This window comes from Acinetobacter sp. ANC 3903, assembly GCF_002135315.1.
GTDB lineage: Bacteria > Pseudomonadota > Gammaproteobacteria > Pseudomonadales > Moraxellaceae > Acinetobacter.
This window is the reverse complement of record NZ_NEGA01000015.1, coordinates 30031-45792: the sequence shown is the minus strand read 5'-3', so window position 1 is coordinate 45792 and position 15762 is coordinate 30031. Positions and strand designations below refer to the sequence as shown.

At 40.1% G+C, this 15762-nt stretch carries 16 protein-coding genes and 1 tRNA gene; 7 read left to right on the top strand and 10 right to left on the bottom strand.

Annotated features, from left to right (window positions below; translation table 11 throughout):
• Positions 1 to 7: 7 nt before the first annotated feature.
• Positions 8 to 1147, bottom strand: a complete 1140-nt coding sequence (carA, locus tag B9T29_RS12240; RefSeq protein WP_086176192.1) for a glutamine-hydrolyzing carbamoyl-phosphate synthase small subunit — start codon at positions 1145 to 1147, stop codon at positions 8 to 10.
• Positions 1148 to 1458: 311 nt separating this feature from the next.
• Between carA and B9T29_RS12235 the strand changes: the two genes are divergently transcribed.
• Positions 1459 to 1932 (top strand): hypothetical protein, encoded by a 474-nt coding sequence (locus B9T29_RS12235; protein ID WP_086176191.1) that lies wholly within the window; start codon positions 1459 to 1461, stop codon positions 1930 to 1932.
• A gap of 151 nt (positions 1933 to 2083) precedes the next feature.
• Here the strand turns inward: B9T29_RS12235 and B9T29_RS12230 are convergent, their stop codons facing one another.
• Together B9T29_RS12230 and yhbY are read right to left on the bottom strand one after the other, a co-directional pair.
• Positions 2084 to 2623 (bottom strand): DOMON-like domain-containing protein, encoded by a 540-nt coding sequence (locus B9T29_RS12230; protein WP_086176190.1) that lies wholly within the window; start codon positions 2621 to 2623, stop codon positions 2084 to 2086.
• A 9-nt stretch (positions 2624 to 2632) separates the two neighbouring features.
• Complete coding sequence (yhbY, locus tag B9T29_RS12225; protein ID WP_086176189.1) at positions 2633 to 2956, bottom strand: ribosome assembly RNA-binding protein YhbY; 324 nt, start codon at positions 2954 to 2956, stop codon at positions 2633 to 2635.
• Between the two features lie 196 nt (positions 2957 to 3152).
• Here yhbY and rlmE point away from each other — a divergent pair, with 196 nt between their 5' ends.
• The 3 genes from rlmE to folP all read left to right on the top strand — a co-directional run bounded on the left by rlmE (position 3153) and on the right by folP (position 6812).
• Positions 3153 to 3803 (top strand): 23S rRNA (uridine(2552)-2'-O)-methyltransferase RlmE, encoded by a 651-nt coding sequence (rlmE, locus tag B9T29_RS12220; RefSeq protein WP_086176188.1) that lies wholly within the window; start codon positions 3153 to 3155, stop codon positions 3801 to 3803.
• A gap of 132 nt (positions 3804 to 3935) precedes the next feature.
• A complete protein-coding gene (ftsH, locus tag B9T29_RS12215; protein ID WP_086176187.1) occupies positions 3936 to 5825 on the top strand; it encodes an ATP-dependent zinc metalloprotease FtsH in 1890 nt (629 codons plus the stop codon).
• 129 nt (positions 5826 to 5954) lie between these two features.
• Positions 5955 to 6812, top strand: a complete 858-nt coding sequence (folP, locus tag B9T29_RS12210) for a dihydropteroate synthase (RefSeq protein ID WP_086176186.1) — start codon at positions 5955 to 5957, stop codon at positions 6810 to 6812.
• A 49-nt stretch (positions 6813 to 6861) separates the two neighbouring features.
• Here folP and B9T29_RS12205 read toward each other — a convergent pair whose 3' ends face one another.
• Positions 6862 to 7416 (bottom strand): hypothetical protein, encoded by a 555-nt coding sequence (locus B9T29_RS12205; protein WP_086176185.1) that lies wholly within the window; start codon positions 7414 to 7416, stop codon positions 6862 to 6864.
• Between the two features lie 444 nt (positions 7417 to 7860).
• Between B9T29_RS12205 and B9T29_RS12200 the strand changes: the two genes are divergently transcribed.
• The gene (locus tag B9T29_RS12200) at positions 7861 to 8175 is read left to right on the top strand and encodes a DUF5713 family protein (RefSeq protein ID WP_086176184.1); all 315 of its coding nucleotides are present in this window, start codon (positions 7861 to 7863) and stop codon (positions 8173 to 8175) included.
• A 28-nt stretch (positions 8176 to 8203) separates the two neighbouring features.
• Here B9T29_RS12200 and B9T29_RS12195 read toward each other — a convergent pair whose 3' ends face one another.
• The 3 genes from B9T29_RS12195 to B9T29_RS12185 form a co-directional block, all read right to left on the bottom strand.
• Positions 8204 to 8533, bottom strand: a complete 330-nt coding sequence (locus tag B9T29_RS12195) for a hypothetical protein (protein WP_171264048.1) — start codon at positions 8531 to 8533, stop codon at positions 8204 to 8206.
• Between the two features lie 193 nt (positions 8534 to 8726).
• Positions 8727 to 8812 (bottom strand) — tRNA-Leu (locus tag B9T29_RS12190).
• Positions 8813 to 8975: 163 nt separating this feature from the next.
• On the bottom strand, positions 8976 to 9707 hold the full coding sequence (locus tag B9T29_RS12185; protein ID WP_086176182.1) for a hypothetical protein: 732 nt from the start codon (positions 9705 to 9707) through the stop codon (positions 8976 to 8978).
• A 360-nt stretch (positions 9708 to 10067) separates the two neighbouring features.
• Here B9T29_RS12185 and B9T29_RS12180 point away from each other — a divergent pair, with 360 nt between their 5' ends.
• The gene (locus tag B9T29_RS12180; RefSeq protein ID WP_086176181.1) at positions 10068 to 10568 is read left to right on the top strand and encodes a hypothetical protein; all 501 of its coding nucleotides are present in this window, start codon (positions 10068 to 10070) and stop codon (positions 10566 to 10568) included.
• Between the two features lie 60 nt (positions 10569 to 10628).
• On the opposite strand, the gene B9T29_RS12175 is transcribed toward B9T29_RS12180, so the two are convergent.
• The 3 genes from B9T29_RS12175 to B9T29_RS12165 form a co-directional block, all read right to left on the bottom strand.
• Positions 10629 to 10853, bottom strand: coding sequence for a hypothetical protein (locus tag B9T29_RS12175; protein WP_228146604.1), 225 nt, complete (start codon positions 10851 to 10853; stop codon positions 10629 to 10631).
• Between the two features lie 107 nt (positions 10854 to 10960).
• Positions 10961 to 12289, bottom strand: coding sequence for a hemolysin family protein (locus B9T29_RS12170; protein WP_086176179.1), 1329 nt, complete (start codon positions 12287 to 12289; stop codon positions 10961 to 10963).
• A 127-nt stretch (positions 12290 to 12416) separates the two neighbouring features.
• Positions 12417 to 13406, bottom strand: coding sequence for a LysR family transcriptional regulator (locus B9T29_RS12165; protein ID WP_086176178.1), 990 nt, complete (start codon positions 13404 to 13406; stop codon positions 12417 to 12419).
• 647 nt (positions 13407 to 14053) lie between these two features.
• On the opposite strand from B9T29_RS12165, the gene B9T29_RS12160 reads away from it, so the two are divergent.
• Entirely contained in the window at positions 14054 to 15655 is a 1602-nt protein-coding gene (locus B9T29_RS12160) for an isocitrate lyase (RefSeq protein WP_086176177.1), read from the top strand.
• Positions 15656 to 15762 lie beyond the last annotated feature (107 nt).

Genomic DNA, 15762 nt, shown 5'->3' with positions numbered 1-15762 from the left:
TCCTTAATTACTTCTTAGATGCTTCGATAAGTTCGATGAAATGATCGAACAGTGGTGCGCAGTCATGTGGACCAGGGCTTGCTTCAGGGTGACCCTGGAAGCTGAACGCAGGTTTATCAGTGCGATGCATACCTTGTAAGGTTTGGTCGAACAATGATTTGTGCGTAGCTTTCAAGTTAGCCGGTAGCGTGTCTGTATCTACTGCGAAGCCATGGTTTTGAGAAGTAATCATCACTGTACCATCTTCAAGATTTTGTACAGGATGGTTGGCACCGTGGTGACCGTGAGGCATTTTCACAGTTTTTGCACCTGATGCAAGTGCAAGAATTTGGTGACCTAAACAAATACCAAATACCGGAATTTCTGTGGTTTCTACAATTGTTTTTACAGCTTCAATTGCGTAGTCACATGCAGCTGGATCGCCGGGGCCGTTCGACAAGAACACGCCATCTGGATTCAATGCAAGTACGTCAGCAGCAGGAGTTTGCGCAGGCACTACAGTCAATTTACAACCGCGGTCTGCGAGCATACGTAAGATGTTGGTTTTGACACCGTAATCGTATGCAACAACATGGAATTTAAGTTCTGGTTGAGAGAAACCTTTACCCAGTGTCCAAGAACCTTCAGTCCATTCAAAGCCTTCAGGGTCGCAACATTCTTTTGCAAGATCTAAACCGTTTAAACCGCCAAATGCACGAGCTTTTTCTAAAGCTTCTTCTGCCGTGATATTTTCGCCAGCAAGGATGCAACCATTCTGCGCGCCTTTATCACGTAAAATACGTGTCAGTTTACGGGTGTCGATATCTGCAATAGCAACAACGTTGTGTTGCTCTAGGTATTCACCTAATGATTGCGTTGAACGGAAATTGCTATGCAATAAAGGCAGGTCACGGATAATTAAACCGTTTGCCCATACTTTATGAATTCGACCTGACTCAGCGTCTTCATCGTTGCAGCCTGTATTACCGATATGCGGGTAAGTCAGCGTTACAAGTTGCTGTGCATAACTAGGGTCAGTCAAAATTTCTTGATAGCCAGTCATGGCAGTGTTGAAAACGACTTCACCAGTCGTACTACCCGATGCGCCAATTGAAGTACCTTTAAAAATAGTACCATCGGCAAGGGCTAAAATTGCTGGGGTGCTCAAACCAAAGCTCCTGAAATTTAGGCTGTAAAAAAGCGAGAAGACGAAAAAAAAGGAAGGCTGCTTAAAAACCTACCCTCCCTATGTCTGCTCGCTTGAACTTAACACGGCATTATACGCAGAAAGCCCATTGAAGTCCATTTTATTTACCAGGAATATGTAAGATAAATGCCTTGTGTTTTATTGAAAAGTCTGTTTGTGCTGCTGTGTATATAAAATGTAAGCAAATTAGAATTGTCTAACAAATCAAAACTTAAATTTTATCAAAATCGACTACGCTAGGGCTCTCATGCAATAACTATAGGAACAAGATCATGACAGTAGAACAAAAGACAGTGAAAGCAAAAACCACTTTAAAAGAAGTGGTTGCAGAAGGTGCTGATAAATTGGAACAAGCATCTAAAGACGCTCAGCAAAAAGTTACTGAAGCGGTGACTGAATCCACTGAAAATGTAAAAGTGGAAGCCAAGGAACTGCAAGCTAATGTGCAGGACCAAATTCAAACCCTGAAACAAGATTTGCTTCAGCGTATTGAGTCAATTAAAAAACAGTTGAGTTTTTCTCCTAAAGACTTAACTGAATTAAAGGAGTTTGTGAAAACTGAATTTAATGCAGTGCTTGAAGATTTATCGAAACTTGGCAAAGAGTTAAAAGAGGATGTCAGCCAAATTTCCGTCAAACATAAAGATCATCTGGCTGAAACTTTAAAACGTTCTAAGGAGCATACTTTAGATGCGTGGAAAAAGGTATCGGTGAAATCGGATGATGAACCTACTTTAAAAAGCTGATAGATAGGTAGAGAAATCTACTTATATACTGGCGAGGAAGGTCGCTATGCTGGTTTTCCTTCGGTCAACATTGCAGATCTACGCAATGCAGACATAAAAAAGTGAGGTACTTTGCCTCACTTTTTTATTGTTTGAATATTGCTGCGATGCCTTAAAACTGATGTAGCCAATCACGTTTGTTATGAAAGTCTGCATTTGGACTGCTGTGTTGCATCGCAAAGTATTGCTCGCCTTGCGAAGTTTTGAGTACAGCCGTTAAGCCCAAGAATAGATCCGACCACTGTAATTTGTGCTTTAACATAAACTCGGTTAAGTCCAGGCTCACATTTAAACCGTAATGGGTTCGTTTGAGCTGGTTGAGCTCAATATCATGGGCAGCTTGCGGCGGCATATCTTCTGGATAGCGATATTCTTCAAACTGATACGCTTGCCATGCCTGGGAAGGGGAGAGATTGATTTCTCGATAGAAATCTTCACCCTGTACCCCAATAAAAATTTCAAAACAGGTGTGTTCCCACAAGAAATCCTGACGAGGATGGTCTTGAACCATTTCAGGCCATTGCATGAGCTGATTGGGATCACGTAACCAGTAGCCCACATTTAAGCTATATGGGCTTTGTTGTTCAATCGCAGCAACCAGGGAGATCGATTGAAAGCGACGATCAAAGGCGCTAAGTTCGTAACTGGCCATGAAATCTGCTTAGTTCGATAAATGTGCGTGACGAACTAAGTTAGATAATTTGGTATTTTGTTTTGCTGCTTTTTTATAAATCAACGCAATTTTACCAATTTTTTGAACAACTTCAGCGCCAGTTTGAGCTGAAAGGTCTTCAATTAAAGATGCGCGTTCTTCACGATCTTCAGCCACAATTTTCACTTTAATCAATTCGTGATCGTTTAAAGCACGGTTGAGTTCTTCAACTACAGCTTCAGTCAAACCTTTATCGCCCAGCATAACCACCGGGTTTAATGCATGTCCGATTTGACGTAAACGTTTACGTTCCTGAATAGATAAAGCCGCCATAAAGATAACCTAATTTTAAAAACGGCCTAGTATAACAAATGCCAAGTTTAAACGCTTTATATTCTGTTGAAATAATCGATTTCAATTATTGAAAAAAACATCACCAAAGATCAGATTTAGATACAGATGTATACTGCAACAGTGGTGTTTTTCACGTACAATCATATATTAGAAGTTTTTTATTATTTAGAGAGTTATGGCGACACGCATTACCAACCAGAAGTTGTCAAAAAGTAGTCGAGAGTGGATGCGCGAGCATTTGGATGATCCTTTTGTAAAGAAAGCGCAAAAGGAAGGTTATCGTGCGCGTGCTGCTTATAAGCTTCTTGAAATTCAAGAAAAATACAAAATTATTAAACCGGGCATGACTGTCGTTGACCTGGGTGCTGCACCAGGAAGCTGGTCGCAAATTGCCGGTAAGTTAGTCGGTGATAAAGGGTTATTGATTGCGTCCGATATTTTGCCTATGGATGCATTGCCAGATGTAACCTTCCTGCAAGGCGACTTCCGTGAGGAAGAAGTTTTTGAAAAATTGTTAAATATTTTAAACGGACGGACTGTAGACGTTGTAATTTCGGATATGGCCCCCAATACATCAGGTAATAAGGCTGTAGATCAACCGCGTCAAATTTACCTGTGTGAACTGGCTTTGGATTTTGCCAACAAGGTTTTAGGACCTAAAGGCCAATTTGTAGTCAAGGTTTTCCAAGGCACCGGATTTGACGAATTCCGTAAACAAGTTGTAGATAGCTTTGATGTATTGAAGACGGCAAAACCTGCTGCTTCACGTGCCCGTTCTAAAGAAGTATTTTTAATCGGGCAAGGTCGTAAGAAGGCTTCTAAATAAAGTTTACTTGCCAAGACGTTAAAAATTGTGCATTTTGTACATTTTTAAAATATTGCAAAGCTGATCTTCAGCTTAAATTAAGGTCATCCATTTCTGGGCGTGATCAAATTAGATTGATATGGGAATAAAGCTTTGAGCGATCTCTTCAAGAATGCCGTATTGTGGCTGGTGATACTGGGTGTACTGATTCTGATTTTCAGTAACATCAGTGACCGCAATCAACCGACTGCAATGAATTATTCAGAGTTTGTTTCAGCGGTGAATGCTGGTCAAATTAAGCAAGTCACCATTGATGGCGAAAGAATTCGTGGTGAAAAAACAAACGGTTCAGAGTTTGAAAGTATTCGTCCTGCGGTTCAAGACCCGGAACTAATGCCAAGCCTCATTAAACATAATGTTGTCGTAGAGGGCACTGCTCCTGCACGTCAAGGTTTGTTGATGCAACTTCTTATCGCTAGTTTCCCTGTACTTTTGATCATTTTGTTATTCATGTTCTTTATGCGCAACATGGGTGGTGGTGCAGGCGGTAAAAGCGGTCCAATGAGTTTTGGTAAATCAAAAGCAAAAATGCTTTCTGAAGACCAAATTAAAGTTACTTTTACCGATGTTGCCGGCTGTGATGAAGCAAAACAAGAAGTTGTTGAAATCGTTGACTTCTTAAAAGATCCTTCAAAATTCAAACGTCTGGGTGCAAGTATTCCTAAAGGCGTGTTGATGGTTGGTCCTCCGGGTACCGGTAAGACATTGCTGGCTAAAGCGATTGCCGGTGAAGCCAAAGTTCCGTTCTTCAGTATCTCTGGTTCTGACTTCGTAGAAATGTTTGTCGGTGTGGGTGCGTCCCGTGTCCGTGACATGTTCGAACAGGCAAAACGTCATGCGCCTTGTATCATCTTCATTGATGAGATTGATGCAGTCGGTCGTCACCGTGGTTCAGGTACAGGTGGTGGTCACGATGAGCGTGAACAGACCTTAAACCAGATGCTGGTAGAAATGGATGGTTTTGAAGGAAATGAAGGGATTATCGTTATCGCTGCAACTAACCGTGCAGATGTACTTGATAAAGCCTTGCTTCGTCCAGGCCGTTTTGACCGTCAAGTGATGGTTGGTTTACCAGACATTAAAGGTCGTGAACAGATTCTTAATGTGCATTTGAAAAAATTGCCTTCACACACAGGTGTGGATCTGAAAATTCTTGCTCGTGGTACACCTGGTTTCTCTGGTGCACAATTGGCTAACCTTGTAAACGAAGCAGCATTATTCGCTGCACGTCGTAACAAGAATACTGTCGATATGCATGACTTTGAAGATGCAAAAGACAAGATCTACATGGGGCCTGAGCGTAAATCGATGGTGATTCGTGAAGAAGAACGTCGTGCTACCGCTTACCATGAAGCAGGTCATGCCATTGTTGCTGAAATTTTACCGGGCACAGATCCTGTACATAAAGTGACTATTATGCCGCGTGGTTGGGCATTGGGTGTGACCTGGCAGTTGCCAGAACACGACCAGACCAGTCATTACAAAGACAAAATGCTGAATGAAATTTCAATTTTATTTGGTGGCCGTATTGCTGAAGAAGTGTTTATTAACCAGATGTCGACTGGTGCTTCCAACGACTTTGAACGTGCAACCAAAATGGCGCGTGCAATGGTGACCAAATACGGTATGTCAGACAAAATGGGCGTGATGGTCTACGAAGATGAAAACCAGAATGGTTTCTTTGGAAACGTAGGTAGCCGTACTATTTCTGAAGCGACCCAACAACAAGTGGATGCTGAAGTTCGCCGTATTTTGGATGAACAATATAAGGTTGCTCGTCATATCTTGGAAAATAACAAAGATATAGCGCATGCAATGGTGAAAGCGTTGATGGAATGGGAAACTATTGATCGTGACCAAATCCGTGACATCATGGAAGGTCGTGAACCACAACCACCTAAAGTTTATGTTGCTGAAAATCCTGTGATTGATGTAACTCCGACAGATGGTCCTGCAACACCGCCACCATTACCGGCCAGCTAAGCTGAATGTTTAAAAAGAGTCTCAACTGAGGCTCTTTTTTTATGGGGGATGATGATCGGGATGAAAAGATTTCAGTCTGTATAAATTCAGACTTGCTAGAATAGCCCAACTGTTTGAAGGAGAAACATGATGCGACTAATACCATTACCCAATCGAGTGCTGAAATGTGGGGAAATACAGCTGGATTTGTCTACGCCGCATGTGATGGGAATTCTAAATGTGACTCCAGACTCTTTTAGTGATGGTGGTAAGCATAATGCTAAAGATACTGCTGTGGCTCATGCCTTGCAGATGATTGCAGATGGTGCAACGGTGATTGATGTGGGCGGTGAATCCACACGGCCAGGGGCTTCAGCTGTGACGGTTGAGGAGGAAATTCGTCGGGTTGTGCCAGTGGTGCAGGAATTGGCGAAACATGAGGTGATCATTTCAATTGATACTTCGGAACCTGAAGTCATTAAAGCTGCTGTGCAAGCAGGTGCCCATATCTGGAATGATGTACGTGCATTGACACGTCCGCATGCCTTGGCAACAGCGGCTCAGCTGAATATTCCTGTGATTATTATGCATATGCGTGGTGAGCCAACGACCATGAATAATTTGGATCAATATGAGGATATTACGCTGGATGTCATCCGTGAACTGTCGAAACGGGTTCAGGATGCTTTGGAGATAGGAGTCAAGCCTGAAAATATCATGATTGATCCGGGTTTTGGTTTTGCCAAAAATGCACAGCAAAACTTAAAACTATTAAATGAATTTTATAAATTAAATGACTTGGGTTATCCGATTCTTTCAGCCCTCTCACGAAAACGTTTTATCGGTGAAGCATTGGGTGGGGCAGATGCACAGCATCGTGCGGTTGGTTCGGTAGCGGCGCATTTGCTTAGTATTCAACAAGGTGCTTGTATGGTGCGTGCGCATGATGTTAAAGAAATGAGTGATGCAATTAAAGTCTGGAATGCAATGAATAATCTAGCGGTATAAACAAGAAAAAGCTCGATAAGGTGTCGAGCTTTTTTGCTTTAAGAGGTAATTATTTGCCTTTGTACTCAAGCGAAGAATGGTGAGTAACTATTCGTAATTTTCCTGCGTTATCTTTCACAAATTGCCAGGTTTTATCTACAGTTGTTACTTCACCCTTTTTATTGGTGAAGTGGACTTTGCCTAAAGTGGTTGCACTGTTATCCCATATTTTTATAGCTGCATTATCAACTTCGCATTTTTGCCATCCAGCAAGGGCAAAGCCTTTATCATTAGGATAATTTGAATCTCCTCCTACAAAATAAGACAAAGCACCTTCTTTTGTGGTTCTGAATGTTTGCGGATTTGTGGTTAATGTTGGTTTAAACAAAACAGGGCCATCTTGATAAAAATATGCGCTATCAATGACCTTGCTTGCGAGATCACTTGCTGCCTGTTTTCCGCTTTTATCATAGGTTGAGCTGATATCAAGTAATGCTTTACACCAGGCTTGCTGTGCCGCTATTACTTCGGGTTCAGAAATAATATTTTTTTGAGTATCTTTCGTGGGTGTGGTAGAGCATGCTGCTAAGGTTATTCCAAGAAATGTAACTAAAATGGCTTTCATAACATTTCCCTATAAAAATTATGTTTTTATTTTATAAGGTAGATTTTATTTAAATCCTAGCCATTCTATCCTATGTATCGAAAACTCAACCAAATCCCTACATGAAATAAATTTTAAAATAAATTAGTAACTTAGATTGTAATGTGAGAAGGGTTATAGCTTTAATTGTTCTAATGATCGTGTAGTGAGCCATAAATACAGAAAGTAAAAGCTGGTATGGAAATAATCCATTTAGGATTTAGGTGGTGCTTGAATTGTGCAGGCACATGATGTTGACAAGATCAGTAATCCCATTACTTTGCAGGGCTAGGAATTATGCTGAATATCAAAGTTCACATGCATTAAATGAAGGAGGGTATCCCCCGTATTGATGGTTGGGTTTGGTAATTTTGTTGCTTTGTGTTATATAGGCTCGCTTGAATGCGTGTCTTTTTTGAGTGTTGTATGTTTGAAGATTTACTTCTCCCTATGTTTGATGATGGATATTATCCCGATATTCTGGTGGCTGAAGTTAAGCAGCTTATTCAACAGTTTGCGAAAAAATTAGCCAAAACTGATTTATCTGAAACTGAGATTTATCAATTTGCTGCTGAAACTGTGGTTTTAATTAATAAAATGAAGCCACAGTTTGAAGATCTTGAGTCGTCTTTAGATGATACTGCCGCAGATTATATTGCTGAAGCCATGATGATGGTGGTGCAAGATCAGGGCTATATGGATATTGAAATGGAAGAATTGGTGTCTAATAGAGAGTGGTAAGTCGCTCTCTATTGGTTAGCATATATGTTTAAAGCTTATCCAGATTAGACAATAGATCGGTGAGATGGCAACTTGCCTGAGGATAAATTTCTGCTATCCCATCTACGATTAAGTGATATTCCTTATTTTCAGAATAAGCACTTGCTCTTAGATTAAGCCAAAAGTTCGGGTCTTGTTGCAGCAAATTTCTGATTCGCTTTTCATCTTCAGGATGATTAAAATGCAGCGGATAAGGGTATTTCGCTAAAGTGCAGTGCTTTAAAATGAGTTGCCCTTGTTTTTCGCTTATGGTGCCAGAAAACAAATCATAAACCTTTTTGGTTTGTGGTTTTTCAATAGCCTCTAGCGCATGAGTCAAGTTTGCACTGATCAATATAAACAGGCAGCCACAGAGCAGGATAAACAGGAGCAGGGTATATAGTTTAATTCGTTTCATTTTTATTCTTTTTTTATTTTTTGAATATTTTTAATTTCTTATCTTAATCATTCAGGCATAAAAAAACCAGCTTATCGCTGGGTCTTTTATTGCACCATTTTAATTAGTATTAAAATGGTGCCCGAGGCCAGACTCGAACTGGCACGCTTTGTGGGCGGGGGATTTTAAATCCCCTGTGTCTACCGATTTCACCACTCGGGCATGTGCGCAATAATAGTGGACGAAATAAAACTTGGCAAGTGTCTTTCCGTGCATTTGCTTTCTTTTCAATCAATTCATGTGCTTATCGCAGTAAAATAGGGCTTTGACCGAATTTTTGTGGTTAAGATCTTATTTGAAAGATGAGCAAAGCTATTTTTAAAATCTACATCAAACTATCCAGATAGGTTTCGACATCGACATGCTTATGTGTTTTACACAGTTCATTTTCATAACGAATCAGCTGTATATGCAGATCGATAAACTTTTTTTCTTGTTGTCGCAGAGTATGGCGTGCAGCTGAGTTCTTGCTGGTAAATAAGCTTTTAAACTGAATTTTTAAAACTTGCTTATAGGCCCAAAAGCAGATGCGGCGGATTTCTTGCAGATAAAAATATTGCTCGTTTTGAGTCCCTTCACGAAACATATTTTCTTTGTAAAATCGCACAAAGCCAAAACTTAAGGCAAAGAAAAATAGAATGATTTGTAAAACTGTACTTTCAATATAGGCGATATTGACTGTTTGTAGCACAATTACAACTGCCAGTTTAACTGGAGTATGGCGAAGTTGCTGATATAAAGAAGTCGAGCTATGTTTAATTTGTTTAATAACCACTGGAGTGTAGAGCATAAACAGCAACATAATGGCTAGAACGGCAATTCCTTGTGCGCGAAAAGCATTAAATTGAGGAAATTGGCTAGCAATATAAGGGCTTAAGCTCATTGAAAGAGAGATAAAAATCATGGCGGCTAGAACCCAGGGAATCAGCTCTTTCAGTTCGTCTAAGATGCCTTTGGTTTTGATCATGCTATAAAACAAATAATTTCTTTTAAAGGCTGTCGGGTATTGTTCCCGCAGTTGTTTTAAAAAAAGTGCAGTTTGTTTATTGCTGGTCATAAGAATTAAGGAAACATAAAAAGTAAGGCTAATATAAAGGATTTGACAGTATTTAACAGAGAAATATCTGCAACTTACTGTTTCCTGCATCTCAAAATAAATCTTTAGTTGGTTGTTTGAATTGAACTAAATTTTCAGTTCGCTACATAGACTTAAATTTTATTTTTACTTATTTTACATGAAGAGATGGGTATTTGGTGTGTTTGTAATGAGTGGGAGATATTGCACTCAATAATCAGGCTTGCAGCAATATTTTAAATCATCAAGCCAGTAACAACATCGGGAGCTTAATTTTATTCCTGTATTCAGTCTGGAATTATGCGAAAATAGTCCTTTCTTATTTTTGTCCAAGGACAGTTCATGACTGATCAATCTCCTGAATCTTTAAGCGATATCGAAATTTTAGACATTTTACAGTCCATGAAAGACGATGAGCTGGATACTGAAGCGAAAGAGATTATCCGTAATGGCGGTAAGGCTGGTCGTCAAGAGGCACATAAACAGGCATTGGTGGCTTTAAATAACAGCTTTGAAGACAAGTTTGTTGAAGCTGTGACTTTGGCACTGAATTTAAACGAAGCGCAAAGCAAAAAAATTCGTTATAAAAAAGACCGTATCCGTATTTTAAAAGCACGTGGCATTGATTATTTAGCTATAGATGGTGCCGAAACGGCACAGGTTTTATCGCAAGTTGCACAAGCCATTGTACGTGAAGATGCTGTAGTCACCCATGACCTGCATAATATTTTTCCTTTCTGGAAAGAAGGCTGGCCTATGGTGCAGTTTGATAATGCTTATAAAATTCTGGAAGAAGACATTACCATTCACTATCAAGCTGTCTTAGATGCTTTAATCGCTTAGTCTTAAAAAGACAATTAAAAAGCACCTTTGGGTGCTTTTTTTGGCGCTTAATTCGATTTTTTATGGATACAGCCATGCCAATAATACAGAGATAGGCCAAATAAAAAGTCGCCACCAGCTGATCAATGGATACCAGAATAACTCACCGATTCGCATGGTTGAGTCATAATTCTTTCTTTTTCGTTCATAACTATAAGGTGTAATCCAGCACGCCAAAATGAGCAATACGATTGCAAGAATCAAAATTAAAGGCTGGGTTTGCCGGGCGAAAAAATAATAAATCATGTAAAGGCCTGAATAAAAACTCAGGCAGGCAAATAGGGCAGTCACTGAAAAGTTCATGGTTTTATCTATTTTAATTTTTATTTTAAGTTAAGGTGAAAAGAATCAGATTACTCTGATCCTTTAAGGTCGTCATGAGATTCAGTTTCTTTTAAAAGACGCGTAACCAGAAGTTGGTCAATTTTAAAATGATCGACATCAACCACTTCAAATTTATAGTTGCCATAAATGACGGTGTCGGCAGGACGTGGAATCTTGCGTAGACGGTACATCATAAAACCTGCCAGTGTTTCATAATTTTCTTCATCCGGCATTTCATCGATTTCAAGGGCGTGTTTCAGATCCTCAATCGGGGTACTGCCATCAATCAGCCAAGAGTTGTTATCACGTTTAATAATTTGCTGATCAGCTTCAATCGGAGTGACCCAGTCGCCCATCACGGTAATCATAATATCTGACAGGGTGATGACACCAACCACCAACGCATATTCATTAATAACCACTGCGAACTTTTCTTTGGTAGAACGGAAGCGATCCAGTAATTCTGATAAAGTTAAAGTATCGGGGATAGTGAGTACATTACGAATGGTGTTTTCATTGAGTTGCAGTAAAGACTGGTTATTCAGAATACGCACCAGAATATCTTTGGCATCTACATAGCCAATCACATCATCAATATTTTCACTGCAAACCAGAAACTTGGAGTAAGGATATTCCGCCAGTTTCTGGCGAATACTCGATTCAGATTCTTTTAAAGTAAAGAACACCACATTTTCACGTGTGGTCATACTTGAAGGCACATTACGTTCTTCAAGCTCAAACACGTTTTCAATGAAGTGATGTTCCTGTTTTTGTAATACGCCTGCTTGAGCGCCAGCATCCATCACGGCAGAGATATCAGCAAAGGTGATATTGTCTTCACGTGTGGTATTGACCTTGAATAAGCGGAATAACAGGTTGGCAATCGTATTGATAAACCAGGCTAAAGGCTTGCAGACGGTAATAAAGATCTGGATCGGGTTAATCACCGACACTGCAATTTTTTCAGGTGCAATCATGGCCAAACGTTTTGGCATTAAATCGGCAAATAAAATAAACAGTGAAGTGACTAAGGTGAATGAGAGGGTAAAGCTAATTGTTTCAGTCCAAGGACCTTGGTAGAAGCCGGATACAAGTTCAAGGAAATAAGGACGGAAGGCACCTTCACCTAAAATACCGCCCAGAATGGCAACGGCATTTAAGCCGATTTGCGATGCTGCGAAAAAGTCTGCTGAATTTTCCTGTAAATCTAATACTTTCTGAGCGCGTTCTTCGCCCGATTCAGCAAGTATTTTTAGTTTAACTTTACGTGCACCTGCGAGGGCAATTTCAGTTAAAGATAAAAAACCTGCCCCGACAATAAGGATGACGATGATGACGATATTTTGAAAGAGGCTCACAAATCCACCTGTGGATCATCATTATTATGAATATTTTTAACACAAAAAAACTGTGGGTAGTAATGGAATTACTACCCAGATAAGTACAGTATAAGCTTAAAAAAGAAGAATTTAAGAAAAAACGTTGTTAATAGTGTGAAAATTGAGAATTATTCATTAAAAACTCACGATTTTCTTCTTCAATCATCTGACGCGCCACATACAGAATCAGCTGACGTAACCAGCGATGTGCGGGATGGTGATGTAATAAAGGACACCACGCCATTTTCAATTCAAACTCGGGAATATAGAACGGTGGGTCTTTAATCAACAAGTTTTGGTTTTTAGCCTGCAAACGTGCAATACGTGTGGGCAAAGTTGCCACCAGATCAACATTGGCAGCTAAAAGCCCTGGCATTTGATAATGACGGGTAAAGACCGAAATCTTGCGTTTTTGCCCGATACGTTCCAAAGCCTGATCAATCCAGCCCAGCCCGGCTTGTTTTTCAGGATTGACCCCAAAACCGACACCCATACCGGTTTTAGAAACCCAAATATGCTGTGCATCGAGGTAACTTTTCAGGTTGAGATTGGCGCTGGCAGGGTGCTTATTGTTGAGTAAGCAAGAAAAGCTGTCACGCCATACTAAAACCTGGTGGAAACTTTGCGGAATTTCATTGAAGCGGTTAATGGCCAGATCAACTTTACCCTGTTCCATGTCGCGGTAGGACACATCACTTGGTGTTAAAAAGTCGAGGACCACATTCGGTGCTTCTGAGCGTAACGCCTTGACCAAACGCGGTACTAAGGTCGCTTCTGCATAGTCCGAAGTCATAATTCGGAATACGCGATTCGAGGTATAAGGACGGAATTCGGTACGCGGTTCCAGAATCATCGACAAATCAGAAAGTGCATCACGAATACGCGGTTGTAATTCCAAAGCACGTTCTGTGGGTGTCATCCCTTCAGAAGAACGGATTAATAGCGGATCATTAAATAAGTTACGTAAACGACGCAGAATGTTACTCATGGCAGGTTGGGTGACACCCAATTGTTCTGCCGCACGCGTTACATTTTTTTCACGAAGGAGTACATCAAGATATATTAATAGATTGAGATCGACTCGCTCCAGATTCATAAAAGAAATACCGAAAATAAACTCATGAAATTATTTCGATTATGCCATAAGCGACAAGGCTTGTGTAGGAATATTGATGAAAAAAGAAACGGGATAATACCCAGATTATTATAGAAAAATCACTCAATGAACGGCTTTGGGCAGGAATGATTACAGTAAAGTCTACTAAATCCAAAAAATTGGTCAGGTTTTTCAATATGCTGCAAAAATAAAGCTGTAATGATCTGAAAAAAGCAAAAATAGCTGTAATAAAATACAAATGTATTTTGAAGATAGGGAATAAAAATGTACAAAAATAAGCTTAAAAATAATGGGTCAAGCTTTTTTTTTGCGAGGCAAGACTTAAGTCTAATGAAGAAAATAACAGCAAAAGGAATATTTTTTAAGCGAAATGTTATTTTGTTATTTTTAAATAAATTAAATTAAAACAATTATTTAAAATTTTGAAACATAAATATAATACGACTTTGATCTACATATTTTTTAAATAAATACTGAGAATTACTAGAGGATATTGGATTAATTTTTTCAGTCAATCTAAGCTGTGTCCATAGCAACGAAGCGCTCTAAATCTGAACAAATCAATATCTTGCAGATTTAGTCCTTTGATTGATGAAATCCTAAAATTATATACAGGGTAGAATATCATGACTACATACCAAACAGCGATTGATGCAATCCGCGAATTAAAAGCGAAATTCGGCAACACTTGGGCAGACATCAGTCCTGAAGATGCTGCGCGTATGCAAATCCAAAACCGTTTCAAAACTGGTTTAGACATTGCGAAATACACAGCTGCGATTATGCGTCGTGATATGGCTGCTTATGATGCTGACTCTAGCAAATACACTCAATCATTAGGTTGCTGGCACGGTTTCATCGCGCAACAAAAAATGATTGCGAATAAAAAATACTTCGGTACTACTGAACGTCGCTACATCTACCTTTCTGGTTGGATGGTTGCTGCTCTTCGTTCAGAATTCGGTCCTCTTCCTGACCAATCTATGCACGAAAAAACTTCTGTTCCTGCATTGATCGAAGAAATCTACACTTTCTTACGTCAAGCTGATGCGAAAGAATTAAACGACTTGTTCCGTGCGCTTAAAAAAGCAAACGAAGCTGGTGATACTGCTAAAGCTGCTGAAATCACTGCTCAAATCGACGGTTTCCAAACTCACGTTGTGCCAATTATTGCAGACATCGACGCTGGTTTCGGTAACGAAGAAGCGACTTACTTACTTGCTAAGAAAATGATCGAAGCTGGTGCTTGTGCGCTACAAATCGAAAACCAAGTATCTGACGCGAAACAATGTGGTCACCAAGCTGGTAAAGTAACAGTTCCACACGAAGACTTCATCGCGAAAATCCACGCTCTTCGCTATGCATTCTTGGAAATGGGTCTTGACGACGGTATCATCGTTGCACGTACTGACTCTGAAGGCGCTGACTTGACTCAAAAAATCCCAGTGGTTAAAGAGCCAGGCGATATCGCTTCTCAATACATCAGCTACTTAGACACAACTGAAATCGATATTTCAGAAGCTCAAGAAGACGAAATCCTGATCAAACGTGATGGTAAACTTCACCGTCCTAAACGTTTAGCGTCTGGTTTGTACCAGTTCCGTGAAGGCACTCAAATCGACCGCGTTGTACTTGACTGTGTAACTAGCCTTCAAAACGGTGCTGATCTTCTTTGGATCGAAACTGCGACTCCAAACGTTGACGAAATCGCTCACATGGTTAACCGTGTTAAAGAAACGATTCCAAATGCGAAACTTGTTTATAACAACTCGCCATCATTCAACTGGACTTTAAACTTCCGTCAACAAGCTTACGATCGTTGGGTTGCTGAAGGTAAAGATGTTTCTGCTTATGACCGCGCTAAATTAATGAGCGCTGAGTATGATGCTACTGAATTAGCTGCTGATGCTGATGAAAAAGTACGTACATTCCAAGCAGATGCTTCTCGTGAAGCGGGCGTGTTCCATCACTTGATCACACTTCCGACTTACCATACAGCTGCGCTTTCTACTCACGAACTTGCTCAAGGTTACTTCGGTTCTGAAGGTATGTTGGCTTATGTTGCTGGCGTTCAACGTAAAGAAATCCGCGGTACAATCGCTTGTGTTAAACACCAAGCAATGGCTGGTTCTGACATCGGTGATGATCACAAAGAAATCTTCTCTGGTGACAACGCTCTTAAAGCGCATGACGATGCTAAAAACACTATGAACCAATTCGGTGGCTAATCCTCCTGATTGATTCAAAAAAAACCCTGCGCATGCAGGGTTTTTTTATGCTTTAAAATTCTGGGTAATAGATGAAAAAAAGCACCGGTTAAGGTGCTTTTAAATCG

Bases quoted from the DNA above. Each gene is read 5' to 3' on its own strand.
- B9T29_RS12235 (WP_086176191.1), top strand. From the start codon at position 1,459: ATGACAGTAGAACAAAAGACAGTGAAAGCAAAAACCACTTTAAAAGAA.
- B9T29_RS12230 (WP_086176190.1), bottom strand. From the start codon at position 2,623: ATGGCCAGTTACGAACTTAGCGCCTTTGATCGTCGCTTTCAATCGATC.
- yhbY (WP_086176189.1), bottom strand. From the start codon at position 2,956: ATGGCGGCTTTATCTATTCAGGAACGTAAACGTTTACGTCAAATCGGA.
- rlmE (WP_086176188.1), top strand. From the start codon at position 3,153: ATGGCGACACGCATTACCAACCAGAAGTTGTCAAAAAGTAGTCGAGAG.
- folP (WP_086176186.1), top strand. From the start codon at position 5,955: ATGCGACTAATACCATTACCCAATCGAGTGCTGAAATGTGGGGAAATA.
- B9T29_RS12205 (WP_086176185.1), bottom strand. From the start codon at position 7,416: ATGAAAGCCATTTTAGTTACATTTCTTGGAATAACCTTAGCAGCATGC.
- B9T29_RS12200 (WP_086176184.1), top strand. From the start codon at position 7,861: ATGTTTGAAGATTTACTTCTCCCTATGTTTGATGATGGATATTATCCC.
- B9T29_RS12185 (WP_086176182.1), bottom strand. From the start codon at position 9,707: ATGACCAGCAATAAACAAACTGCACTTTTTTTAAAACAACTGCGGGAA.
- B9T29_RS12180 (WP_086176181.1), top strand. From the start codon at position 10,068: ATGACTGATCAATCTCCTGAATCTTTAAGCGATATCGAAATTTTAGAC.
- B9T29_RS12175 (WP_228146604.1), bottom strand. From the start codon at position 10,853: ATGATTTATTATTTTTTCGCCCGGCAAACCCAGCCTTTAATTTTGATT.
- B9T29_RS12165 (WP_086176178.1), bottom strand. From the start codon at position 13,406: ATGAATCTGGAGCGAGTCGATCTCAATCTATTAATATATCTTGATGTA.
- B9T29_RS12160 (WP_086176177.1), top strand. From the start codon at position 14,054: ATGACTACATACCAAACAGCGATTGATGCAATCCGCGAATTAAAAGCG.